Origin of the sequence: Lactococcus sp. LG606 (genome assembly GCF_017309645.1) — a bacterium.
Lineage (GTDB): Bacteria > Bacillota > Bacilli > Lactobacillales > Streptococcaceae > Lactococcus > Lactococcus petauri.
The window spans coordinates 1,036,909-1,060,258 of record NZ_CP071301.1 but is presented as its reverse complement, the minus strand read 5'-3'; the positions used below and the strand labels follow the sequence as shown (position 1 = coordinate 1,060,258).

At 37.6% G+C, this 23,350-nt stretch carries 24 protein-coding genes; 23 read left to right on the top strand and 1 reads right to left on the bottom strand.

Going from position 1 to position 23,350, the window contains the following annotated elements:
• The first annotated feature begins 93 nt into the window (after positions 1 to 93).
• The 16 genes from J0J35_RS05155 (at position 94) to J0J35_RS05080 (ending at position 16,513) form a co-directional block, all read left to right on the top strand.
• The gene (locus tag J0J35_RS05155; RefSeq protein WP_019293204.1) at positions 94 to 867 is read left to right on the top strand and encodes a phosphotransferase family protein; all 774 of its coding nucleotides are present in this window, start codon (positions 94 to 96) and stop codon (positions 865 to 867) included.
• A 59-nt stretch (positions 868 to 926) separates the two neighbouring features.
• Positions 927 to 1,580, top strand: coding sequence for a tRNA (guanosine(46)-N7)-methyltransferase TrmB (gene trmB, locus J0J35_RS05150; RefSeq protein ID WP_019293203.1), 654 nt, complete (start codon positions 927 to 929; stop codon positions 1,578 to 1,580).
• 3 nt (positions 1,581 to 1,583) lie between these two features.
• Positions 1,584 to 2,033 carry a transcriptional regulator NrdR gene (gene nrdR, locus J0J35_RS05145; RefSeq protein WP_003134132.1) on the top strand — a complete coding sequence of 150 codons (450 nt, stop codon included), beginning with the start codon at positions 1,584 to 1,586 and terminating at the stop codon, positions 2,031 to 2,033.
• 33 nt (positions 2,034 to 2,066) lie between these two features.
• Positions 2,067 to 3,230, top strand: a complete 1,164-nt coding sequence (locus J0J35_RS05140; protein WP_086582862.1) for a DnaD domain protein — start codon at positions 2,067 to 2,069, stop codon at positions 3,228 to 3,230.
• A 2-nt stretch (positions 3,231 to 3,232) separates the two neighbouring features.
• Positions 3,233 to 4,117, top strand: a complete 885-nt coding sequence (gene dnaI / locus J0J35_RS05135) for a primosomal protein DnaI (RefSeq protein ID WP_165716956.1) — start codon at positions 3,233 to 3,235, stop codon at positions 4,115 to 4,117.
• The gene (locus tag J0J35_RS05130; protein ID WP_165706774.1) at positions 4,110 to 4,826 is read left to right on the top strand and encodes an NADPH-dependent oxidoreductase; all 717 of its coding nucleotides are present in this window, start codon (positions 4,110 to 4,112) and stop codon (positions 4,824 to 4,826) included. Before dnaI ends, J0J35_RS05130 begins: the two co-directional genes overlap by 8 nt.
• The gene (locus J0J35_RS05125) at positions 4,823 to 5,443 is read left to right on the top strand and encodes a pentapeptide repeat-containing protein (protein ID WP_206918082.1); all 621 of its coding nucleotides are present in this window, start codon (positions 4,823 to 4,825) and stop codon (positions 5,441 to 5,443) included. The genes J0J35_RS05130 and J0J35_RS05125 overlap by 4 nt, the downstream gene beginning before the upstream one ends.
• Positions 5,444 to 5,652: 209 nt before the next feature.
• On the top strand, positions 5,653 to 7,590 hold the full coding sequence (locus J0J35_RS05120) for a PTS sugar transporter subunit IIA (RefSeq protein ID WP_206918079.1): 1,938 nt from the start codon (positions 5,653 to 5,655) through the stop codon (positions 7,588 to 7,590).
• A gap of 1 nt (position 7,591) precedes the next feature.
• The gene (locus J0J35_RS05115; protein ID WP_019293197.1) at positions 7,592 to 7,891 is read left to right on the top strand and encodes a PTS sugar transporter subunit IIB; all 300 of its coding nucleotides are present in this window, start codon (positions 7,592 to 7,594) and stop codon (positions 7,889 to 7,891) included.
• Positions 7,892 to 7,942: 51 nt separating this feature from the next.
• A complete protein-coding gene (locus J0J35_RS05110; RefSeq protein WP_206918077.1) occupies positions 7,943 to 9,310 on the top strand; it encodes a PTS ascorbate transporter subunit IIC in 1,368 nt (455 codons plus the stop codon).
• 129 nt (positions 9,311 to 9,439) lie between these two features.
• Positions 9,440 to 11,440 (top strand): transketolase, encoded by a 2,001-nt coding sequence (gene tkt / locus J0J35_RS05105; protein WP_019293195.1) that lies wholly within the window; start codon positions 9,440 to 9,442, stop codon positions 11,438 to 11,440.
• 335 nt (positions 11,441 to 11,775) lie between these two features.
• Positions 11,776 to 11,991: a hypothetical protein gene (locus tag J0J35_RS05100; RefSeq protein ID WP_019293194.1), complete on the top strand. Its 216-nt coding sequence runs from the start codon at positions 11,776 to 11,778 to the stop codon at positions 11,989 to 11,991.
• A gap of 230 nt (positions 11,992 to 12,221) precedes the next feature.
• Positions 12,222 to 13,559, top strand: coding sequence for a H2O-forming NADH oxidase (gene nox, locus J0J35_RS05095; RefSeq protein WP_206918075.1), 1,338 nt, complete (start codon positions 12,222 to 12,224; stop codon positions 13,557 to 13,559).
• Between the two features lie 156 nt (positions 13,560 to 13,715).
• Positions 13,716 to 15,167, top strand: coding sequence for a helix-turn-helix domain-containing protein (locus tag J0J35_RS05090; RefSeq protein ID WP_200553920.1), 1,452 nt, complete (start codon positions 13,716 to 13,718; stop codon positions 15,165 to 15,167).
• A 224-nt stretch (positions 15,168 to 15,391) separates the two neighbouring features.
• Positions 15,392 to 16,066, top strand: a complete 675-nt coding sequence (locus tag J0J35_RS05085) for a WxL domain-containing protein (protein ID WP_165706779.1) — start codon at positions 15,392 to 15,394, stop codon at positions 16,064 to 16,066.
• A 21-nt stretch (positions 16,067 to 16,087) separates the two neighbouring features.
• A complete protein-coding gene (locus J0J35_RS05080; protein WP_117518070.1) occupies positions 16,088 to 16,513 on the top strand; it encodes a hypothetical protein in 426 nt (141 codons plus the stop codon).
• 46 nt (positions 16,514 to 16,559) lie between these two features.
• Here the strand turns inward: J0J35_RS05080 and J0J35_RS05075 are convergent, their stop codons facing one another.
• Positions 16,560 to 17,339, bottom strand: coding sequence for a class A sortase (locus tag J0J35_RS05075; RefSeq protein WP_242534102.1), 780 nt, complete (start codon positions 17,337 to 17,339; stop codon positions 16,560 to 16,562).
• A 287-nt stretch (positions 17,340 to 17,626) separates the two neighbouring features.
• On the opposite strand from J0J35_RS05075, the gene J0J35_RS05070 reads away from it, so the two are divergent.
• The 7 genes from J0J35_RS05070 (at position 17,627) to J0J35_RS05040 (ending at position 23,349) form a co-directional block, all read left to right on the top strand.
• Positions 17,627 to 17,962 (top strand): hypothetical protein, encoded by a 336-nt coding sequence (locus J0J35_RS05070; protein ID WP_206918072.1) that lies wholly within the window; start codon positions 17,627 to 17,629, stop codon positions 17,960 to 17,962.
• A 25-nt stretch (positions 17,963 to 17,987) separates the two neighbouring features.
• Positions 17,988 to 18,809 (top strand): WxL domain-containing protein, encoded by an 822-nt coding sequence (locus J0J35_RS05065; protein WP_019293367.1) that lies wholly within the window; start codon positions 17,988 to 17,990, stop codon positions 18,807 to 18,809.
• A 26-nt stretch (positions 18,810 to 18,835) separates the two neighbouring features.
• Positions 18,836 to 19,621 (top strand): WxL domain-containing protein, encoded by a 786-nt coding sequence (locus J0J35_RS05060; protein ID WP_206887604.1) that lies wholly within the window; start codon positions 18,836 to 18,838, stop codon positions 19,619 to 19,621.
• Between the two features lie 36 nt (positions 19,622 to 19,657).
• Positions 19,658 to 20,371, top strand: a complete 714-nt coding sequence (locus J0J35_RS05055; RefSeq protein WP_206918069.1) for a WxL domain-containing protein — start codon at positions 19,658 to 19,660, stop codon at positions 20,369 to 20,371.
• Between the two features lie 189 nt (positions 20,372 to 20,560).
• Complete coding sequence (locus J0J35_RS05050; protein ID WP_019335461.1) at positions 20,561 to 21,691, top strand: DUF916 and DUF3324 domain-containing protein; 1,131 nt, start codon at positions 20,561 to 20,563, stop codon at positions 21,689 to 21,691.
• A gap of 63 nt (positions 21,692 to 21,754) precedes the next feature.
• Positions 21,755 to 22,783, top strand: a complete 1,029-nt coding sequence (locus J0J35_RS05045; protein ID WP_019293362.1) for a WxL protein peptidoglycan domain-containing protein — start codon at positions 21,755 to 21,757, stop codon at positions 22,781 to 22,783.
• Entirely contained in the window at positions 22,780 to 23,349 is a 570-nt protein-coding gene (locus J0J35_RS05040) for a hypothetical protein (protein ID WP_019293361.1), read from the top strand. The genes J0J35_RS05045 and J0J35_RS05040 overlap by 4 nt, the downstream gene beginning before the upstream one ends.
• The last annotated feature ends 1 nt before the right edge of the window (position 23,350 follow it).

The window sequence follows — 23,350 nt, the reverse complement described above, 5'->3', positions numbered from 1 at the left end:
TGGTCTTCTACGGAGCCGTTGCATTCACCAAATAGGGTTACATAAAAAGCTTCTCAAACATAAGAATATAAAAATCCAAAGAAAGGAGTAAATATGACATCTTCAAGCCTATCAATGATGCCTGTCAAAGGTGGTTCAGGAAATGCTTTTGTTGGCGAAAGCGACAATAAGCGTGTTTTTATTAAAAAAAATTGTAGCCCTTTTTTGACAAGTGTGTATCTTGAAGGTATTACGCCACAAGTCTTATGGACGAAGCGTACAGCAGAAGGTGACATGTTAGCTGCTCAACCTTGGATTAATGGCCATACGTTGAAACCATATGAAATGAATGATTCACGTATTGGTGAAATTTTGCGGCATTTGCATCAAAGCGAAAAGCTTATTGAAGCCTGTAAAAAGTTAGATAACGAGGTCATGCTTCCGGCTGATCTTTTGGAACAAGTACTGAGTAAAAGTTCAATCTTTGAAACCAATGGTTTTCTCTCAAATGTCGTTGTGGAACTCTCAGAAAATCTTCCAGAATTAAAGGAAGATGATATCACAGTTGTTCATGGTGATGTGAACCATAAAAACTGGTTGGTTGACGACGAAAGTGATAAAGTTTATCTCGTAGATTGGGATACTGTTCTTTTAAGTAGCCCTTTAGTGGATATAGCACATGTTCTAACACACTATATCAAACCAGAAAACTGGGAAGAGTGGCTCCATCAAGCAGGCTATAAAACAGCTAAAAATATAGAACATGAATTAATCTGGTATGGAAAACTTTCTTTCCTACGTCAGATTTCAGAATATATGGCAAGAGAGCAAATTAAGGAAACAGAGCAAGAAATTGCGCGTTTTCAAAATTTTTGCCGTTTATTTTAAAACTTAGAAAATAAAAATAGGAGGCTTGCCTTCTTATTTTTTCAAAAATAGGAGAAAAAATGCGCGTAAGAAATCGTAAAGGCGCTGCGGAACACTTAGAAAGTAACGCACATGTTGTTGTAGAAAATCCAGCAGACTTTAAAGGACGTTGGGCAGAGCGTTTTGGAAATGATCATCCCATTCATATTGAAGTTGGATGTGGTAAGGGCGGTTTTATCACAGGCATGGCTGCTCAAAACCCAGAGATTAATTATATTGCAATTGATATGCAACTATCCGTCTTATCTCACGCTTTAGACAAGGCTTTGGAAGCCAACCTACCTAATGTACAAATGATGTTGGTTGATGGCGCAGCATTAACCGAATACTTCGAGGATGCTGAAGTTTCGCGTGTTTATCTGAACTTCAGTGATCCTTGGCCAAAAACACGCCATGAAAAACGCCGTTTGACTTATAAGTCATTTTTAGAAACTTATGAACAAATCCTGCCACCAGAAGGTGAAGTCCACTTTAAAACAGATAACCGTGGTCTATTTGAATATTCATTGGCAAGTATGAGTCAATATGGTATGATTTTAGAAAAAGTCTGGTTAGACTTGCACGCAGATGAAGAATTTGCCAAAGTCAATGTAATGACAGAGTATGAAGCAAAATTCTCAAGCAAGGGGCAAGTGATTTACCGTTTAGAAGCAAAATTCCCAAAGAGAGGTTAAGCTATGAGATGTCCAAAATGTCAATCTGAATCGTCACGAGTAGTAGATTCACGTCAAGCTGATAATATGATTCGTCGTCGACGTGAATGTGAAAATTGTGGAAACCGTTTCACAACTTTTGAGCGGATTGAAGAAATGCCACTTTTGGTCATAAAACGTGACGAAACCCGTGAAGTTTTTAATCGTGATAAAATTATTACTGGAATAGTGCGCAGTGCCCGTAAGCGACCAGTGACGAGTGAATCTATTGAAAAATTGGTTGATCGTGTCGAACAGAGAGTACGCCGCTTAGAGAAAAATGAAGTACGTACCGAAGTTATCGGCGAATTTGTTATGGAAGAATTAATGGATTTGGATGATATTACCTATGTTCGTTTTGCAAGTGTGTACCGTTCCTTCAAAGATGTGAGTGAAATCGAAGATTTACTTAAAAAGATTACAAAAAAAGACTAACGGTTCTATAAAAGAGAAATAAAAGGATGAACTATGAGACCAGGCGATTCATTTTCTATTCTAAATCGAGGAAAAATCAGCTTTGATGCTGATACTTTTTCGCTACTTTACTTGCCCATTATTGGGCGAGATGCTTTTGGGCTTTATCAACTCTTGCGCGTTTTTTCGACGGGCAAGATTTCTCATTTTTTAGAGTATCTTGATTTTGGTCTCAATCCTTTTATTGAAGCTTTAGATAAACTTTCAGGGATTGGGCTCGTGCGGGTATTTGACCAACAACCGGGCTATCTTATGGAGGTAAAAAGTCCTTTAACTTTTGAAGAATTTTTAGCAGACGAATTTTATAAGCAATTATTGATTTCACGTATTGGGGAAAATAAAGTTAAAGCTTTGGCAAAAAAACATGAACCGGATGCTTTGGAAATTACAAAAAAATTTCATGAAGTTTATGCTGTGAAATTTGAACCGACTCAGACAGTCGTTCAAGCAGAAAAATTTGACTTGAACTCTTTTAAGAGCATTATGGAAAACCAACATTTGACTTTTGCAAATGAAAATCAGGATATCTTGACCCTCTATGGTTTGGCGGAAAAATTTGATCTTAACTGGTATGAATTATTTAAAGCAGCTGAGCAAACTGCCAATGCTGATAAGACTTTAAATACAGCTAACTTAACAAGAATGCTTGCTGGGAAATCGGAACCTTTGCCTGCCTTATCGGAATTTCCTAAAGGTTTTCAAGATTTGATTGTTATTAGTAAAGAAGTTTCCCCGCGTGATTTTTTAAACAAGCTTAAACAACAAGCTGGTGGTTTTGCTTCGCAAGAAGAACTGAAGATTTTGAATAATTTAGACAAGCAAAATATTACTGATCAAGTACAAAATATTTTGATACACTATGTCTTGATTCAACAAGGGAATGCGAGTCTCAATGCTCGATTTGTCAATACTCTGGCAAATGATTGGCTGCGCCATAAAGTATACAATGCGGAAACCGCAGTGAAAAGAATACTGGAACGTCAGCAGCAAGCAGAACAAAAGCAAAAAAGTAATAAAAATTATAAAAATTCAGGTAAGCTGGTCAAAAAAGCGCCTCAATGGTCCAATGCCAGCTATGTAAACACGACCAGTGCAGAAGATATTGCCAAGTTCGAGCAATATAAGGCTTCCCGCCGTAAGGATAAGAAGGAGAATTGAGCATGGAATCAATTGGAGAACTTTTGAGTAAGCGCCCAGATGTACGTGGAAATTTTGACAAGCTCGTTGCTGAAGTGATGAAAAATGAACAAGTTCAAGCTTTTATTTCTGAAAATCAAATGACTGAAGATGAAGTACAGCGTAGTTATTCAAAGTTTTATGAATTTGTTAAAGAGCGAAAAAAATTTGAAGAACATGAAAAAAGGGCAGCTGATGGCTATGAACCTGTCTTGATTATGAATCATGGTTACGCAGATGTTTCCTATCAAACCACAGCAGAATTAGCTCATCGTCAAGAAGTCAGCAATCAATTGCGTCGTGTTCAAATCATTGGTTTACCTAAAGAGATGAAGCAAATAGATTTTTATGCAGATGTCTTCACAGACAATCAAAATCAATTTGACTTGTTTCGGAAAGTGGAAAACTTTATCGACAACTTTCCCCAAGAAAAAGGGATTTATATTTATGGTGACTTTGGCGTAGGGAAGTCCTTTATTATGGCCGCAATGGCAAATGAGCTCTCGAAAAAAGGCATTTCCACTACTTTATTACACTATCCAACCTTTATTTCTGACCTTGATTTTGACAATGCGAAATATTGGGTCAATGAAATTAAAAAAGTTGAAGTCTTGGTTTTAGATGATATTGGTGCCGAACTCAATAATGCCTGGGTACGCGATAGTATTCTGCAAGTTATTTTACAGCATCGTATGCAAGAAAATCTTCCGACATTTTTCACATCAAATTTAAATATGACAGAGCTTGAGTTACATTTGGCTGAGACTAAAAAAGCAGATGAAATCTGGCCAGCAAAACGTGTCATGGAGCGTGTGAAGTATTTAGCGTCTGAAGTTCGTTTAGAAGGAGTAAATCGCCGACATGAATGAGACAATTGATCTGATGATGCAACATAGTTCAGTACGTAATTTTACGGATGAAAAAATTCCAGAACATGTATTAAAAACGATTGTTGATGCGGGACGTGCAGCACCAAACTGGAAAAACTTTCAATCTTATTCGGTGATTCTTGTGCAATCTCAGGAACAAAAAGATGCTATTTTTGCCCAACAGCCCCAAAAAGCAATTAAAAATTGTGCTGCTTTTTTGGTTTTTGTTGGAGATCTTAATCGAGCTAAAATAGCAGTTGAAATGAACGGTGGTGAGTTTCAACCAGAAGGTGTAGAATCGCTCCTTATTACTTCAGTCGATGCTGCAGTAGCTGGTCAAAATACATTACTTGCTGCTCAGTCTCTTGGTTATGGCGGTGTAATGGTCGGCTTAATTCGTGATCAAGCACGAGAAATTTCTGAGATATTAAACTTGCCTGATTACACTTATCCGATTTTTGCTGTGGCTCTTGGAAAACCTGCACGTGTAAATCCAGTAAAACCTAGATTACCTTATGAAGCTGTTGTATTTCCTGAGAAGTATATTCCACAAGATGAAGAAGTACTGCGCGCCTATGATAAAGTTCAAGATGATTATGCTGGTTCACGTCGTCTCAATTCCACATGGTCAAGTCGAATGGTTGATCAATGGGGACAACCAGAAAAAAAAGCATCTACAGAAAATCTGAAAGAAAAAGGACTTTTATGAAGAAAATTCTTTCACCAAAGCTTCCTACTGAGTTAGAAGTTGTCGATTTTACTGCCCTTGAAGATAATGAAGCCTACCAAGTAGAGTTGAAAAATCAAGAAATCTATTTAGAGGAACGACAACTTTTCAGTGGTTGTCGTCTACAAAATATCAATTTTGAGTTAGATGTGACTGCCGATTTAGAATTTACGGATTGTGTTTTTGAAAAGTGTGATTTTTCTAACCTTATCTTTTCTAAATTTGGTTTTTATCGTTGTATTTTTAAAGATTGTAAATTGCTAGGTACTGAATTTACCAATGCTTTTTTGCAGGATGTCCAATTTCAGGATTGTTTGCTTAATTACATTAATTTTTCAAGTGCGCGCTTGAAGAATGTGCTCTTTGCAGACAGTATGATGAAAGAAAGTCTATTTATTGCTAGTCAATTTAAGCAGGTACGCTTTGAAGGGAACGACTTGGAGCTTACGAATTTCTGGGAAACTGCTTTATCCGGGATTGATTTTTCAAGTAACACCTTTGAGCGCCTTGACGTGAGTCCTGAACTGGCTAAAAACATTAAAGTTAATCTAAGTCAAGCAGCTTTCTTTGCTGCTTTACATGGAATTGAGATTGTCTAAGTCTTGGAAGATTCAAGACTTTTTATTTTAAAATAGCCTATCAGAATTGACCATTTAATTTAAAAACCGCTTTGAGCTAAAGCGGTTTTTAAATTAAAAAAATTTTTAAAGAAGAGTCCAATTACTAAAGAAAACGTTTTCTTGTTTTGGACCCAACAGCTTAATTTCGAAGCAAAAATTAGGCTATAATTTAATTGTGAGGAAAAAAGATGCTTAGTTATAACTTAGATATCCTACTATTTTCAGAAAGACGTTTCTGGAAACTCGATAAAATACTCGAAGTTACTGGACTCAAAAGCCCTGAATTTCAGAGACAACTCGTCGAATTAAATCAAATATTGCAAGATAAAAATCAAAGACCGCTAGAATTTACCAATAATGTATTAGCGATTCCTGAAAAACTAGAAAGTTTCGAAGAAATCCGCTTTAATATCGAAGAATATGAACTAACATTGAGCGAAGAGAAACGTCAATTCCTGATTTATTTACTTTGCTTTTCTAAACGTTCAGTATTAGCCATCAGTGATTTTCAGACCCTTTTAAATGTAAGTCGAAACACTGTCTTATCTGATATTAAAAAGTTGCGTCAGCAGCTAGATAAAGAAAACATACGTCTAGAATACTCACGCAAGTTAGGCTTTTACCTCCAAGGGGCATCGAAAGAATTACGTAAAACGACCTGGCGTTTCTTACAAGAACTCCATGAAGAGAGTGATTACTATGTTTTGTCGAAGCATCTCAATCTTAAAAATCCCCTCTTTATACACCAAGTAGGACAGCAGATCAGCCGCTTAATTGCTGAATTAAGTGTACAGGTTATCCATAGTCGATATCTTCCGATGCTGATATACCTTGCTTTACTTCAATCACATCTTGGAGAAACAGATATATTTCAGGAAGATGTACTGGAAGTTGAAGCATTACTGATTGGCATGAGTGATGGCAACTTTGAAAAGTCTGGTTTTGATTTTCTTTATCGTATTGGCTTTGAGATTATGGAAAATGTAATGAAGCTTGCAGCAGTTCAGTTTGAAGATTTTACAAAAACCTTCGCTGCCTTACGTGCCCATCTGGTTCCTGCCTATTTTCGACTGAAATACCACTTCGAAATAGAGAATGTTCTTTTGGACAAAATAAAAACAGATTATTCCTCTCTGTTTGAATTAATGGACCTTGCTTTATCACCATTACACGAAGCTTGTGGAGAAATTTCCGAAGCGGAACGCGCCTACTTTGTCATTCTCTTTGGTGGAGAAATTTATAAAAAAAAGTATACACAAAGTCTTCGTGCTATTGTCTTATGTGTAAACGGTATAAGCTCAAGTTTAATTATGCGTAAACGATTGGAAAATATGTTTCCCAGCATGACTTTTATCCTGAGTACAACCGTCTCTGATTTGGACAAAATTCCTGCTTTTTCTTATGATATTATCTTTTCGACAGTACCTGTGATGACTGATAAAAAACTCTATGTTATGTCAGCTTTTCCAGACAGTGAAGAAGAGACAAGACTTTACAATCGCTTAGCACAAGATTTTAATTTACCTGGCTTTTATAAACCAAATGCTAGAGCTATCTTACGTGCTATCGAACCTTACGTCGACATTAAAAGTAATGCGACCAAGAAGCAACTGACGCGGATTATTGACCGCAAGCTAAACAACAAAAAGACAGAAAGTGAGGCATTAGGTGTAATGCTTTCAGATTTATTAACTAAAGAAAAGATTCATTTTACAGATGAGAAACTTGACTGGCGGAGCGCAATTGAGCTTGCAGCTCAGCCATTATTGAATCAAGGAGAAATCGAACCCTCTTATATTTCAGCTATTATTAATCGTGTAGAGGAATTTGGCCCTTATATTGATTTAGGTATGGGCATTGCGTTGCCGCATGCGCGTCCTGAAGATGGGGTGAAAAAGCTTGGGATGTCATTTCTTAGATGTGAACAACCGGTATATCTTCAAGATGATCCCAAACACGAGATAAAAATCTTCATTGTCCTCGCAGCAATTGATAATGAAACGCATCTTCGCGCATTATCTACTTTAACCCAAATATTATCAAATAAAGATGAACTCAACAAAATGCTAACTGTAGAAACAGTAGCAGAACTCGAACAAATTTTTGCAGAAAAAGAAGGAGAATAATATGAAAATCGCATGTGTATGTCAATCAGGATTAGGAACAAGTTTTATGGTACAAATGAATCTTCAAGCCCTTTTACAAGAAATGGGCTTAGATGTTAATGACTTTGAACTTGATCATATGGATGTGGGATCAGCTACACCAGATTCTGCGGATTATTTCTTTGTGGAGTCCACATTAACAACAGCTTTGCCTAATATTCCAACAGAAAAGATTGTGCCTTTGTCTTCAATTATTGATCGAGATGCTGCGCGTGAAGCACTGGTTAAAGTCTTAGATGAAAGAGGGATTGCCCACAACTAAGCAAAAAAAGTAATTAAAAAGAATCGAAAATAAACTTAGGAGAACAAAAAAATGAATGGAGTTTTAAACTTTATTGTCTCTGTTGCGACGACGCCTGCCCTACTTGTTGGTTTAATTGCCATGCTTGGACTAATCTTACAAAAGAAACCAGCAACAGCAGTTATTCAAGGGTCAGTGAAGACCTTTGCTGGATTCTTGGTCTTGGTTGGAGGAGCTGGTATCTTGGTGGGTGCGCTTGCACCTTTTGCCGATATGTTCCAACATGCCTTTCATGTGAAAGGTATTGTCCCAACCAATGAAGGTGTGGTTGCCTTAGCACTCGTTGAGTACGGGACACCGACGGCCTTGATTATGCTTGTCGGGATGATTGTGAATATTCTGCTTGCTCGCTTTACACGATTTAAATACATCTTCTTGACAGGTCAAGCCATGCTCTATGTTTCTTGTATGGCGGCGGTGATTCTTGTTTCTGCTGGAATGGGCGAAACTTGGATAACCATTCTTCTTGGCGGTATCTTTGAAGGAACGCTTTTAACAGTCACACCTGCTATTTGTCAGCCATTTATGCGTAAAATCACAGGAACTGATAATGTAGCGATGGGACATACAGGTAATATTGGATATGCTCTTGCAGGATGGCTCGGTAAAACTTTTGGTGATCCTGATCCTGAAAAATCAACAGAAAAGTTGAACATTCCTAAATCATTGGGCTTTTTACGAGATTCGACAGTATCCATTTCCTTACTGATGGCTGCAGTCTATATCCTTTTAGCTATAGCCGCAGGTCCATCTTATGTCGAAACAGAGCTTTCTAGCGGTACAAACTTTGTGATTTTCTCTCTTGTTCAAGCAGGAACTTTTGCAGCAGGATTTGTCGTTGTTCTACAAGGGGTGCGTATGATTTTAGCCGAAATCGTACCGGCTTTTCAAGGGATTGCCCAGAAATTGGTTCCCAACTCAAAACCGGCTTTGGATGTACCAATCGTCTTTCCTTATGCACCAAATGCGGTATTGATTGGTTTCTTCGTTTCATTTATCACAGGATGTTTATCGATGGTTGCGATGCTTGTTATGGGGACAACGGTTATCATTCCGGGTGTTGTCGGGCATTTCTTCTGCGGTGCAGCAGCAGCAATATTCGGTAATGCCAATGGCGGACGACGTGGAGCAGTGATTGGAGCAATTGCTAATGGGCTCCTCTTATCTTGGTTACCTCTTTTCATTATTCCATCTTTAGGTGCTTTCGGAGCAGATGCTTCAGCCACATTTGCGGATACAGATTACCTGATTCCAGGTATCATTGTTGGCCGAGTTGGTGAAATGGGATCTGGTGCAATTGCCGCTCTGATCCTAGGATTTCTCGCTGTTGTCCTGATTCTTAGTGCAGTCTTAAATACCAGAGATAAAGCCAAAGTTTAAGTCAATGTCAATGTTTACAAAAATCAGTTTTCGCTCAGGAAATCTGATTTTTTAGTAAGATGAAAATAAAAAACGTTTTCAATTATGTTATAATAAAATGTATTATCAAAAGATTAAATGGAGAAAAATATGTTTGACAACACCGATCAGTTAGCTGTAAATTCAATCCGTACTTTGTCAATGGATGCTATCCAAAAAGCAAATTCTGGACATCCAGGATTGCCAATGGGTGCGGCACCAATGGCTTATGTTCTTTGGAGCAAGTTTTTGAATGTGAACCCACAAACAGGGCGTAAATGGTCTAACCGCGACCGCTTTGTCCTCTCTGCAGGACACGGTTCGGCAATGCTTTACAGTCTTTTACACTTGGCAGGCTATAAAGTATCAATGGATGACTTGAAAAACTTCCGCCAATGGGGCTCAAAAACTCCAGGGCATCCTGAAGTAGACTGGACAGATGGTGTAGAAGCGACTACAGGTCCTTTAGGACAAGGTATCGCCAATGCTGTCGGTATGGCAATGGCCGAAGCTCATTTAGCTGCTACTTACAATAAACCAGATTTTGATATTGTAGATCACTATACTTATGCCTTAAATGGTGACGGTGACCTTATGGAAGGTGTTTCTCAAGAAGCAGCTTCACTCGCTGGTAAATTAAAACTCGGAAAACTTGTGCTTTTCTATGATTCAAATAATATCTCTCTTGATGGTGATTTGGATAAATCATTTATTGATGATATTAAAATGCGTTTTGAAAGCTACGGTTGGCAACATATCTTGGTTAAAGACGGCAACGATTTGACTGAAATTGCAGCAGCTGTAGAGCAAGCAAAAGCTGAAACTGAAAAACCAACAATTATTGAAGTTAAGACTGTTATTGGATTTGGTGCTGAAAAACAAGGCACTTCAGCAGTACACGGTGCTCCTCTTGGTGCAGAAGGCATAGAATTTGCGAAGAAAGCTTACGGCTGGGACTATCCAGAATTCACTGTTCCTGAAGAAGTGACTGAGCGTTTCCGTCAAACATTGAATACACGTGGCGAAGCCATGGAACAAGTATGGAATGATACTTTCAAGGCTTATGCTGAAAAATATCCAGAACTTGCTGAACAATATGTAAAAGCATTTGAAAATGAAACTCCTGAACTTGATTTAAGCAAGCATGAACTTGGTTCAAGCAAAGCTTCACGTGTAACTTCACAAGAAGCTATCCAAGAACTCTCAGCACAAATGCCAAACCTTTGGGGTGGCTCAGCTGACTTATCAGCATCAAACAATACAATGGCTAAAAATGATACAGACTTTATGCCGGATAACTATGCTGGTCGTAACATTTGGTTTGGTGTCCGTGAATTTGCTATGGGTGCAATTATGAACGGGATTGCCCTTCACGGCGGTACACGTGTTTATGGTGGTACATTCTTCGTCTTCAGTAATTACATGCTTCCAGCAGTACGTATGGCTGCACTTCAAGAATTGCCTGTTACCTATGTTTGGACCCATGATTCAATCGCGGTTGGTGAAGATGGTCCAACACACGAGCCTGTTGAACAATTGGCTTCAGTACGTTCTATGCCAAACTTAGATACTATCCGCCCTGCAGATGGTAATGAAGTGGTTGCCGCATGGCGTCGTGCAGCTTCAAGCAAAAAACGTCCAACAGCGCTTGTTTTGACACGTCAAAACTTGCCAGTTCTTGAAGGAACAGCACAATTGGCTGAAGAAGGCCTCAATCGTGGTGCCTACATTCTCTCTAAAGAAGAAGGTGAGCTTGAAGGAATTATCATCGCGACAGGTTCAGAAGTAGCACTTGCGCTTGAAGCTAAAAAAGAATTAGGAAAAGGCGTACGTGTCGTTTCTATGCCTTCAATGAATATCTTTGACGAACAATCTGCAGAGTATAAAGAAGAAATTCTTCCGAAAAATGTCTGCTGCCGTTTGGCTGTCGAAGCAGGAACAAGCTTCGGTTGGGCGAAATATATTGGTTTAGCAGGAGCTACAGTCACAGTAGATAAATGGGGCGCTTCAGCACCTGCCAATATCGTTTTACCAGAATATGGCTTTACAGTAGAAAATGTTGTTAAAACATATAAAGAAATGAAAGACAACTGCCCTAAAGATTGCTGCTAATCGAAAATCATGCGGTAAAAAAGCTTTTGTTGCACTGAGACTTGCAGATTATGCTATAATAAGTTCATGCGATGAGTCGATCTTCTACTTTAGTAGATTATTGAAGCACAGGAGTTCTGGAACATTTGGTTGTTCGTGCAGGAAGCATGAGAACTTGTTAGCGCGTGTGAACCGCTCTGACACAATGAAAGTTGCCTGAAAGCTCTCTCTTTTGAGAGGTCTTTTTTTTGTGAAATAAAGCGGGGAAAGACCAGTTGTTTCCTTTGGAATTAATGATATAATAGAGGGGTGTAAATCTATCTATTATATTTTAGGAGAGACTATTGAGCGTAATGATGTACAGCCTTTTTGATGTAGAGGGTAATGCAGAAGCGATAATATCTTATACAGAAAATGCGATGAAAAAAGAAGGAAAAACTTCAGAAGAAATAGAATTGTATAAATCTGAAGTTGAAAACAGTGATTATCCCGGACTTGTCAGTGTATCTGTGAGTATGTTGGATGAGTTGAATGGGATGCACACCCGCCAAGAAGTGAAACATATAGAGTAAGTAAAAAGTAGAGTATTTCAAAAATACTCGCTTTTTTGATAGAAAAATAATAATGTCCTGAAAGAATCTAAAATGTAGGAAAAATAAGGTTTCTAAGCCACTGAATTTGTGAAGTTCGTGAATTCACAAGCTTCACAAGCGCTTACAAAAGAAATGCGAAAGAAGTGTGCTAAACTTATATTGTAAAAATATTTACAAGCTTTTACAATAAAAAAAGGAGATTTTCCAACATGAAAATCGTTATTATAGGCACAAATCACGCAGGTATTGCTGCGGCAAATACATTATTAGACAACTATCCTGGTCATGAAATTACCATGATAGACCGTAATAGTAATATGAGTTACTTGGGCTGTGGTACAGCTTTATGGGTGGGTCGTCAAATTGATCAACCGAATGAACTTTTCTATGCACGACCAGATGATTTTGAAGCAAAAGGTGCGAAGGTGTTGACTGAAACTGAAGTTTCGTCTATTGATTTCGAGCATAAAAAAGTGTATGCTACAACAAAATCCGGAGAAGAGCGTGTGGAAGATTATGACAAACTTATTCTTGCGATGGGTTCAAGACCAATCATTCCCCAAATTACAGGTAATGAATTAGAAGGTATTCATTTTCTCAAACTCTTTCAAGAAGGACAAGCAGTAGATGAGGAATTTGCTAAGGAAGAAGTGAAACGTATTGCAGTTATTGGGGCTGGGTACATTGGTACAGAAATAGCTGAAGCAGCAAAACGCCGTGGAAAAGAAGTTTTATTGTTTGATGCGGAAAGCACATCTTTAGCTTCATATTATGACGAGGACTTTGCGAAAGGAATGGACGAAAACCTTTCAAATCATGGAATAGAGCTTCATTTTGGTGAAACTGCTGAAGCTTTTAAAGGTACAAATGGTCGGGTTTCTCAAATTGTGACCAATAAAGAGACTTACGATGTGGATATGGTAATCAACTGTATCGGTTTTACAGCAAACAGCGCTCTTGTGGGAGACAAACTCGACACACTTCGAAATGGAGCAGTGGAGGTAGATAAACATCAACAGACAAGTAATCCCGATGTCTATGCAGTTGGAGATGTAGCTACGATTTATTCAAATGCTCTACAAGATTTTACATATATTGCTCTTGCTTCTAATGCGGTACGCTCAGGGATTGTCGCTGGACACAACATTGGCGGAACAGCCCTAGAATCAGCTGGTGTTCAAGGGTCAAATGGTATCTCAATCTTCGGCTATAATATGACTTCTACAGGTTACTCTGTTAAGGCCGCTCAAAAATTTGGTTTAGATGTTGCTTATACTGATTTTGAAGATAAGCAAAAAGCTTGGTTCCTGCATGAAAATAATGATAGCGTGAAAATTCGTATTGTTTATGAAAAATCAAGCAGACGCATCGTAGGTGCGCAAATGGCGAGCTATGGGGAGATTATCGCGGGAAATATCAATATGTTCAGCTTGGCTATCCAAGATCAAAAAACAATTGATGAACTTGCGCTTCTCGATTTGTTCTTCTTGCCTCACTTTAACAGTCCTTATAACTATATGACTGTTGCTGCTTTGAAGGCTGAATAACATCAAAATGTAACGTTGACATTAAAGGATATGAGACATAAAAATCACTAAAATATACTTTAGTGATTTTTTGTTAAATTAAGTTACATTTGTGCAATATTGTCTAATGTTATATAATAGAAAAAAATTGACGAGGTAAATGGAGGAGACGGTATTGTGTTAAAATATTTAGACGAAGATGATTTTAAAAAACTTCAAATTTTATATTATTTAGAAAATCATCATCTCTCTACGGTACTTTTTGATGACTTAATTGAAGAATTGCACCTTAATAATTATCAAGTTAAGAAGCTCTTATCTGAGATACAAGCAGAAATTAAATCTTGGAAATTAGAGAATTATTACCTCATTGATCTCCAGACGCAGAAAAGTTTCGTACGTTACGAAAGAAGAACCCAAGGAAACATTATGCTGCTCTTAAACCATTACGTTAAGAGATCACAGATGCAAGCCTTGATTCGGGCAATCTTTACTGAAGAAGTGAACAAAATTGCTGAACTCGAAGATGTCGTCTTTTTATCAAAGTCAGCCACCTATAAACTGGTCAAAAAATTTACGGATTTAACCAAGGAATATGATGTAACTATTGATAAAAACATGCGCTTTGCTGGTGAAGAATGGAAGATTAGAGAGTTTCTCTATAATTTCTATCATACCTTGTATGGCGATCTTTATAAGAGTTTTTCGGAAGATGTAGCGACGGACCTTGAACAAATGATAAAAGCTTTAGAGGAGATAGAGGGGCTTTTTATCCGGGGCCTAAGTTTAACAGATAGAACAAAATTGTTGTATCGTCTCTTTGTTATCTATACGAGAAATTATTTAGGAAATAAGGCTTCAGCGCAAGATTTCATGAAGATTGACAGTCGGTTTATTGAGCCCATAGCCCAGATTTTACGGCATTATCTCGATGGTTCTAATGAAGACGTCTTGGAAGAGACCTATGAGCTTCTTTATTTTCTTTCAAGTGAGAGCATTACGGCACATTGTGATTTTCAAATTCCAACGAATGTAAGAGAGTTAACACTAGCTTTTACAGAGAGTTTCAATGCTAAATTTAAAGAACACCAAAACGAACTAAACCAAGCAGAAGTACAAGTAGAGTTAAACAACATCCATCTTCGCTTATTGGTTTCTCTAAGAGCAAACTTTGATGTATCCAGTTTGAATGATTTTAACTTCATGGGTGAAAATTATGAAGATATTGAGCTCTTTTGTAATAACTTTGCAGACAAAATGTTATTGGATACGCGGTATGCGGCTTTATTTCAAGAAAAACACCAAGCCCTTGTTCGTGAATATATGTTTTTAATTTTGTGTCATACCACTGCTTATCGTACGAGACGTTCAGTAAAGATTTGTGTGGACTTTTCATACGGTATCTCTTATAACAGATATATTCTTGAGAATATCAAGTCATTAGGATTTTTGAATATTGAAGCCAGTGAAGGAAAAAATAAAGAAGATATTGACATCTATCTTTCTAATCTTCCTTCACGAGAAGTTGAAGCAGAACAAATTATTTGGGCATCACCACCCACATCTTATGACTGGGAATTTTTTGGCAATACAGTAGTTAAAGTAAAAAAAGACAACTTTAATGCCTAGTTGTTTTTTTTTATTTTTTTTTTCAAAATAAAATAAAAAATGACTTCTGTACGCTTAAATGTTAAAATTACCATAACTAAGCAAATGAGAAGAGTAAAAAGATGAAGCAAAGGATAAGAAGTATGGTAGGATTATTATTCGTGTTCCTATATTTTAAACGGCTTCACATTGAAGCACGTTAACACTAAGCAATAGATAAACTTCAAGGAAAGGAGGGAGAAGTAATGAAAACCTTTATTGTTATGCTGTGGCTCTTGTCTTCTGTGCAGTTGACAGAGCTAGGAGAGGCAGAAGAAGCTAAAGTTAACTATGGAAATGATGCAGCCATCCAGTATTCGATGGGTGAATTTTCAATTGACTTTGTCAGCAGTCTGGATTTTGGGACGAATGAAATTTCTAACCAAAATCAAGTTTATTTTGCACAAGCTCAACGTTATTATAAATCGACACTTGTTACGCCTAACTTTATTCAAATAACAGATAATCGTGGCACATTAAAAGGCTGGACACTTAAAGTTTACGAAAAGGAACAATTTAAAGCAGAAGAGTATTCTCAATATCAAGAGTTAAAAGGCGCTGCTCTCTCTTTTCACAAACCTATTTTAGTGACGAATAACAATGCCCAACAGCCTCAAGCTTATGAGGTAGGAAACTTGGTGCCGGGAGTTGAAACGCTAGTGGCTCAAGCCAAAGTTGGGGAAGGTGCGGGCACTTGGATAATTCGTTGGGGAAATAAGGAAGATCTCTTTTCAAGAAAGTTTTCTACGGGTGCTAAAGATATCCAAAAATATTTCACTTCATCCGTTAGTCTTTATGTTCCAGGCGATACACCAAAAGAGGCTACAACTTATCGCACAAACTTAACATGGATATTAAGTGAACTACCAGATAACCAATAAAATTAAAAAGGAGTAACCCTGATGAAAAAAGCAAATAAACGAGCATCTAAGATTACTTATTTGTTTGTTTGCGGGTTTGTATTGTTATCTTTTAGTTTAGCAGGGCCAAGGGCTCAGACTGTTTCTGAAGCAGCTGAAATTATGAATCCGCTCTCACCTGACGATAAGGTTATACCTCAAGAACCAGAACCCATTACAGTACCGCCGGCTTCAGAAGAGGAAAAAGCTCAAACACCACCTAAAAAGTCTGAAGCACAAGGTGACAGAAAAGAAGAAAGACAGAAAAAGCAAGAAAAAAAGAAGAAAATCTTTTTTGCACCAGACACAACAGTTGCACTTGAACAATCACAAAAGATTAGAATCTTAGATGGAGATACATCTACATCAACGACTACGGGAAAGGTTCTGTCCATTATGTCAGGTCGTTTGCTCTTTGGAAGTAAGTAATAATAATAAATAAAAAAATCACATCAGGTGATTTTTTTATTATTTGTCATAGTCTCCAGATATAAATAAGAAAGACTAGAGCAAGTATTAGAACAACCAAAAGTGGTAGGAGAAATTTCAACCAGTAAATTTTTGTTTGGTTTTTTTGGATAGTATTTTGCTTCTCGTGGAAGGCAGCTTGGACTTTTTTTACGGGTGACTCAGTTACTTTTTTAGCAGTAACGAGTACACGATAAGGTGTTTCGGTGGCGCTGTTACAAGTGATTAAGTAGAGATAATTCGGGCCTTTATCTTGCAGTTCTGAAAGATCAGTTTCTCTAATGATACGGTTGGACTCAACTTTATAAGCATAATAATTATCGAAGTAGCGAACGTATACATCGGCACCGTTTTCTAGCTCTTGAATGCCTCCGAAAAGAAGACTAGAGTCGTACTGTACATGATGACCAATAATCGTCAAGCTATGGGATTCAGGGTTACGATCTGGAAAGAGGCTTACAGTTCCCTGAGCCATATTTTCTTGTGTCAGTCCTACAAAGATGGGTTGACTCACGGCTACGCTTGGTGCAACAATTTGTCCGAGAGCACTTTTGTTTTGATTCACTGAGGCTTTAAGTACATCTTTTAAGCGAGGAGCCTGAATTGGCTCAGGATCAGCTACATCTTTTGGCAAATCTGTTCTTATGGTTTCTATTTTCATAAGTTGAGAATGGGTAGCTATACTAAAATATTTTGAGAAAGGAATAGAAAGTATGCCCAGCATTAGAATTAAGAGCAGAGTAATCAATAATTTTAAACGTTTTTTCTTCATTTTTGTTCCTTTCATATTTTTTTAATCATAGCAAAATGAAAATCTTTTGTAAATATCCTCTTTTATTTTGAATTTGAATGCAGTATTTTTTCAAAGATATAGAAGTTGTAATCCTTTGATTTATCAGGGATTAGAGCATTATTTTTTATTTTTTTTTGTTAAAAAAATATAAAAGAAAAAAGACAGTAAAATAAGATTGACTTAAGAACAAGCCATGTGATTAAATAAGAGTGTGGTTTGAAGTGAGTGACGTCTAACTTCATGACCTCAAATTAAACAAAGCTAAAAGAGTTGGAGGTGAAATGTTAAAGAAAATTTTATGTGTTATTATTCTCCTGACGGTTACAGGTTCTCTGGGGGCTCAAGCTCAAGCAGAAGATGTGACATACAGCAATCGTGACAGTATCGGCTTTGTCGGGGAATATGATTTTAAGGATCAACAGAAAGATAACCAAGATAAAAATAACGGTTTAACTTCATCTGAAAATAGTCAAATTGGAAATACAATTCCCAATGCTGGGGATTCAAACTCTTTGCCCTATCTCGTGTTCTCTGCTCTAGGAGGACTGCTCATCATACTTAGTACAAGAAGTATAATCAAAAATAATTACCAACATAACTTAGAAAAAAAGATCTAGAAAGATTTTAGTAGGCGTACACATTATGAACAAAATTATATTGAAATCAACAGCCACATTAGCTACTTTGATGGCTATTGCTCCAATCGCTGCCACATCAGTATTTGCGGCAGATGCAAACTATTCTACTCCAGGAGATGTAGAATTTGTCACAGGCGATACAGGCACAAAACCTGTGGACCCCGAAAATCCAGGAGCAACAGTAGATCCAGAAAACCCAGATCCAAATATTCCAGTATTGCCACCTGTAGAAGTAACAAAAGGTTTGAGCTTGGACTTTGCATCAAGTCTTTCATTTGGACAACAAAAAATTAGTTCAACAGATGAAATTTACTATGCACATGGACAGAAAGTTCTTGATGGAAGCGGTACGGTCAGTGGTATTGTTCCGAACTACGCTCAAGTAACTGATGTACGGGGAACTTTTGCAGGATGGACACTCTCTGTAGCGACAGATGGACAATTCAGAGAAAAAGGTACAGATATGACTGCAACACCTGAAGCGGGCGCTCCTCTTGGAACATACTTGACTGGTGCACAACTTAAGTTCAGTAAAGGCGTATCAAACGGAACAGTTACTGGGGCAAAGCCTTCAAATGTTAATGCTTCAACATTCGCTTTAAGTACTTCAGATCAAGTAATCATGTCAGCTAAGGCTAATGAAGGTATGGGAACTTGGACCTATGCATTAGGAGCTACAGCGGATTATGATGCATCTGCAACAGCAAAAGATGCCGTTGCTACTCAATCACCAATCACACTAACTGTTCCGGGAAGTACAGCTAAAAAAGCTTCAGGCTATACAACAAACCTTATCTGGAAACTTTCGGATACACCAGGAAACTAAAAACTGGTTGATGAAAGGCAGGTAGAATGAAAAAAGAACTCGTATATAGTACAAGCTTGATTCTGGCTGCAATAGTCTGCGCTATTTCTTCAGAAAGTATTATAGCTGAATCTGTAAATTACTCATCGTTTGGTCAAGTTGGTTTTGTTGCTGGAAACGAGATAACGCCTCCTGTCAGTCCAGGACCAGAAGAACCAGGCAAGCCCGTTTCTCCTGTATGGCCTGGAGGAGTTACGCCTCCACCCGGAACACCGGGGCCTCTATCCATAGATTATGCTTCATCGTTTGATTTTGGAATTAATAATATTTCCACTCAAGATAAAATATACTATGCAAAGTCGCAAAAGTATGCAGATTCGACATTGGAAACACCAAATTATATCCAAATTACCGATAATCGCGGAACGACAGCGGGATGGACTTTAAAAGTTCGAGAAGTAGCCCAATTTCACCAAGAAAATACAGCTGCAAAACATCCAGTTTTAGAAGGCGCAATGCTTTCTTTAGTGAATCCCAAAACAGTTTCCTTGAACGAGGATACACCGCCAACTGCACAAGAAGTGCTTGATCTTGTTCCTGAAAAAGAAACAGTAGTGGCAACAGCCGTAAAAGGTGCTGGTGCCGGTACATGGATTATACGATGGGGCAGTGAACTTGTAGTGCAAGATACACTGAACCAAGCGGAACAACGTGTAAAAGAGAACTTTAGTAAGGATGTTCAGCTTTTTGTTCCGGGAAAAACGGTTAAGGATGCGGCTTCTTACACCACACAACTGAATTGGATTCTTTCTGAACTTCCTCAGAATGGTTGAAAATCATACAAAAATAAATAATAAGGAAAAATAAAAATGAAAACTAAAAAGATTATTTCTCTCGCAGCACTTGCTCTAATTGCTTCATCTACTGGAGCATCAACAGTCTTTGCGGCTGACGGCGGAGTGTATAACTCTGACAGTACAATTACTTATACTCCGGCAAGTGGTCCAACTGATCCAGTTGATCCAGGTAACCCAGGAATTACAGTTGATCCTGAAGGACCAAAAAAACCTGGTACCGATGGTCCTCTCTCAATTGATTATGCGTCGAATTTTAATTTTGGTACGCAAGAAATCACTTCTGCTGATAAAACATATTTTGCAGCACCAACAACACTCACGGATAAAACAACACGTCCAAACTGGGTCCAAGTTACAGATAATCGTGGAACACTTGCTGGCTGGTCCCTTTCTCTTCAAGCCTCAGAATTCACAAACGGAAAAACAGGTACAGGTTCTGTATTGAGTGGTGCTACTTTGAAACTTGAAAATGGTCATATTGTTTCAGCTTCCGATGCAGCAGCAGACCAATCGGTAGCTTCTGTAACCTTAACACCTGGAACTTCATCAGGGACAATCCTTGGCGCTACTGCCGGTAAAGGGGCAGGTACAAACTTACTTGTGTGGGGAGATGATACAACTAAGGCTTCTTCTGTTTCATTAGCAGTCCCAGGTAAAACAACAAAATTAGCTGATACTTATAAATCAACCCTAACGTGGACATTGACAGATACTCCAGCAAATTAAGTTTTTTAACTATATGAGCAGCTTTTATGTGAAAGCACAAAGGGAAAATACATATCAAGTAAAAGCGAAACTCACAGCATTGTAAATTTTTCAAAGAATTATATTTCCCTCTCGCAAGAGAGGGAAATAAGGCATTATTTATACAATTATTATTTATCTTCAAAATATCATAATCGAGGTTATACAAAAATGAAAAACTTAAAAAAATGGGTCGCTCTTACAGTTGCACTAACAGGAATGGTTGCCTTTGGGAAACCAGCTTTTGCCAATCAGTTTAACTTTAGCGTAAAAGCAATTCTTCCGGAAAATCAGGCAAGCAAGGCATCGTATTTCGATATTCTTATGGCACCAGGGCAAGAACAGACACTTTCTGTAGAATTGAGCAATTCAACGGACAAAACAGTTACTGTTGAGCAAGGTTTAGCAAGTGCAACTACCAATCTAAACGGGGTCGTAGAATATTCGCCAAATAAAATCAAGCCCGATGCTTCATTAAAATATAATATGAAGGACTATGTCAAACTTGATCAAGAAATTGTCCTAGCTCCCAAAACGACAAAAACTGTAAAAATCAATGCGAAGATGCCCAATTCAGCTTTTAAAGGCTATATGGCTGGCGGATTGACTTATAAGGAAAAGTCGAGTGAGGACAAAACAACAGACACTAAGGGAATTAGTATTCAAAATGAATATGCTTATGTAGTTGCACTTTTAATGAGTCAATCTCAAGATAAAGTAAAACCAGATTTGAAACTGACAAAAGTTTCTCCTGATCAAGTCAACTATCGTAATGTCATCAATGCTAACTTGCAAAACCCAACAATGGGCTATCTCAATCAAATGCAGTTATCCGCAACTGTTAAGGGACTGGATAATCCGAAGATTGAGTATAAATCAAGCAAAGAAATGATGCAGATGGCGCCAAATTCTAACTTTGACTATCCTATTTCTCTAAATGGTGAGAAATTACAAGCAGGAAAATATCAAATCAAAATGCTGGTACATGGTCAAAAAGACGAGAACGGCAAATATCTTGTTAAAGACGATAAAGGAAATGAAACAAGATATAGATATGAATGGACTTTCACAAAAGATTTCGAAATCGCAGCGGACAAAGCGCGTGAGCTTAATAAAAAAGATGTGACCATAAAAGAAGATAATTCTTGGATGAAATGGTTAATCCTTGCCTTGATTCTCTTACTTTTGATCTTTATTCTTTTCTTTATCCTTTGGAAACGTCGTAAGAAAGAAGAAGACGAAAAAGCGGCTCGTATTGCTGAGCTTGAGCAAAAATTAAATGAAAAAGAAAATAATAACTAAAAAATATTGGCAGTTTTCGATGCTTGATAGTCTAGCTGGGATGTAAGAAGAGAGGTGAAATAAATGCAAAAAAAAATCATCACACATTCACTTTTGTTTTTTGTAACATTTCTGTGCATGATAACAAGTGGAAAAAATGTCCTTGCTCAAGATATTGGTGGTGCAGATTTTTCTGCCCGCCCGATACTTGAAAAACACCAGACAAATGATAAGACAGGCTACTGGTGGCTTGATGTCCAACCTGGCGAAGAAATTAATTTAGAAATTCAGATAAATAATGGCAAGCAGAAAAATACTTTTGACATTACTTCAAATCAAGCTGTTACCAATCCGAACTTCGTGATAGACTATAGTTTAAAAAAAGAGGAAGCTCATAAGTATCTCTCTAGTACGAAACTGTTCGATTTTTATAATAATGTATTCATTGGTGATAGTAAGAAACCTGGCAGTAAAACCATTGTTTTACAAGCGGGAGAATCTAAGAAAATACCAATCAAAATTAAGATCCCTGATTCTTGGAAGAACAATATTTCGATAGGAGGAATCAATGTTACCCGCCGGGCCACAGAGGAAGAGAAAGGGCAAAGTTTAGTGAATATTTATAGCTCAGCTTTTGCGTTGATTCTTCAATCGGGCAGGCAAGACGATTCCTTTTCAGTTTCCTTATCTGCAGCTGATTTGAAAACGGATGAACAGTCTATTCGGCTTCAAAATTACAAAGATACTCTGCAAGAAAAAACAAAACTTCAGGCAACGATAAAAGATCAAAAAGGCATATTATACTCAAGTTTAGATTATAGCTCAGGAACAATTGTTCCCTATGCCAAAATTGACTTACCGCTAAATGTAAAAAAAGAATTAAAAAAAGGGAATGAGTATGAACTGAGTATTAGGGCGACCAAAGAAGATAAAACTTTAAAGGAGACCTATCTTCTCAAAGTTGACGATAAAGGAAAGGTCCAGGTTACATCAGAGCTTACACCGCAAAAAAATAAAAGCTTTCCATTAATAATGCTTAGTCTAGCTGCTTTAGTAATAGGTGGAGCAGGAATAATAATTTATGTAACAAAGAAAAGAAAGGTAAAAAAATGAAAGGGAAAATGAGAATCCTCATCCTAATGTTCTTGATGACTAGTGCTATTTGGCAACAACACAGTACTCAGGCAGATACAGAGATAGACAAGGATAGTGGCACTGCAAATACCTATATTACTGTTACTGCACCCACAACTGATAATCTCTACCTTACACAAGCTCCAGACTTTAACTTTGCAAATACGGAAGCTTCTACAAAAGGTTCTATAACGACAGGAGGTACAGTTCCTTATAGTATAGTTAATATCACGGGGAATGCAAACGGATATAATTTGCAACAGAAAATTAGTGATTTCACAGGAACTATTGATGGTCAAGCAACAACGTTACCACTAAAATTCTTCAAAATTACTGTTGCTGACAATTCTTCGGGTACGATAAAAGGGAGTAATGCGGTCAACATTTTGGGGCAAGCAGGTCGTATTTTGACAGGGCAAACAAATGCTCAAGGAAATCAAAGCAGTGGAGCTGCAACTGCTGAAATTCAGTTGGATACAACTCAAACCATAAAACCCGGCGCTTACCAAGCTACGCTTACTAATACACTCGTACAAGGTTTATAAG

Excerpts from the sequence above, each read along its gene's own strand:
- J0J35_RS05120 (WP_206918079.1), top strand. The coding sequence starts at position 5,653 with ATGCTTAGTTATAACTTAGATATCCTACTATTTTCAGAAAGACGTTTC.
- J0J35_RS05080 (WP_117518070.1), top strand. The coding sequence starts at position 16,088 with ATGAAAAAAGCAAATAAACGAGCATCTAAGATTACTTATTTGTTTGTT.
- J0J35_RS05075 (WP_242534102.1), bottom strand. The coding sequence starts at position 17,339 with ATGAAAGGAACAAAAATGAAGAAAAAACGTTTAAAATTATTGATTACT.
- J0J35_RS05085 (WP_165706779.1), top strand. The coding sequence starts at position 15,392 with ATGAAAACCTTTATTGTTATGCTGTGGCTCTTGTCTTCTGTGCAGTTG.
- J0J35_RS05100 (WP_019293194.1), top strand. The coding sequence starts at position 11,776 with ATGTACAGCCTTTTTGATGTAGAGGGTAATGCAGAAGCGATAATATCT.
- J0J35_RS05055 (WP_206918069.1), top strand. The coding sequence starts at position 19,658 with ATGAAAACTAAAAAGATTATTTCTCTCGCAGCACTTGCTCTAATTGCT.
- J0J35_RS05125 (WP_206918082.1), top strand. The coding sequence starts at position 4,823 with ATGAAGAAAATTCTTTCACCAAAGCTTCCTACTGAGTTAGAAGTTGTC.
- trmB (WP_019293203.1), top strand. The coding sequence starts at position 927 with ATGCGCGTAAGAAATCGTAAAGGCGCTGCGGAACACTTAGAAAGTAAC.
- J0J35_RS05070 (WP_206918072.1), top strand. The coding sequence starts at position 17,627 with ATGTTAAAGAAAATTTTATGTGTTATTATTCTCCTGACGGTTACAGGT.
- J0J35_RS05130 (WP_165706774.1), top strand. The coding sequence starts at position 4,110 with ATGAATGAGACAATTGATCTGATGATGCAACATAGTTCAGTACGTAAT.
- nox (WP_206918075.1), top strand. The coding sequence starts at position 12,222 with ATGAAAATCGTTATTATAGGCACAAATCACGCAGGTATTGCTGCGGCA.
- J0J35_RS05140 (WP_086582862.1), top strand. The coding sequence starts at position 2,067 with ATGAGACCAGGCGATTCATTTTCTATTCTAAATCGAGGAAAAATCAGC.
- nrdR (WP_003134132.1), top strand. The coding sequence starts at position 1,584 with ATGAGATGTCCAAAATGTCAATCTGAATCGTCACGAGTAGTAGATTCA.
- J0J35_RS05155 (WP_019293204.1), top strand. The coding sequence starts at position 94 with ATGACATCTTCAAGCCTATCAATGATGCCTGTCAAAGGTGGTTCAGGA.
- J0J35_RS05040 (WP_019293361.1), top strand. The coding sequence starts at position 22,780 with ATGAAAGGGAAAATGAGAATCCTCATCCTAATGTTCTTGATGACTAGT.
- dnaI (WP_165716956.1), top strand. The coding sequence starts at position 3,233 with ATGGAATCAATTGGAGAACTTTTGAGTAAGCGCCCAGATGTACGTGGA.
- tkt (WP_019293195.1), top strand. The coding sequence starts at position 9,440 with ATGTTTGACAACACCGATCAGTTAGCTGTAAATTCAATCCGTACTTTG.
- J0J35_RS05050 (WP_019335461.1), top strand. The coding sequence starts at position 20,561 with ATGAAAAACTTAAAAAAATGGGTCGCTCTTACAGTTGCACTAACAGGA.
- J0J35_RS05060 (WP_206887604.1), top strand. The coding sequence starts at position 18,836 with ATGAAAAAAGAACTCGTATATAGTACAAGCTTGATTCTGGCTGCAATA.
- J0J35_RS05045 (WP_019293362.1), top strand. The coding sequence starts at position 21,755 with ATGCAAAAAAAAATCATCACACATTCACTTTTGTTTTTTGTAACATTT.
- J0J35_RS05065 (WP_019293367.1), top strand. The coding sequence starts at position 17,988 with ATGAACAAAATTATATTGAAATCAACAGCCACATTAGCTACTTTGATG.
- J0J35_RS05115 (WP_019293197.1), top strand. The coding sequence starts at position 7,592 with ATGAAAATCGCATGTGTATGTCAATCAGGATTAGGAACAAGTTTTATG.
- J0J35_RS05110 (WP_206918077.1), top strand. The coding sequence starts at position 7,943 with ATGAATGGAGTTTTAAACTTTATTGTCTCTGTTGCGACGACGCCTGCC.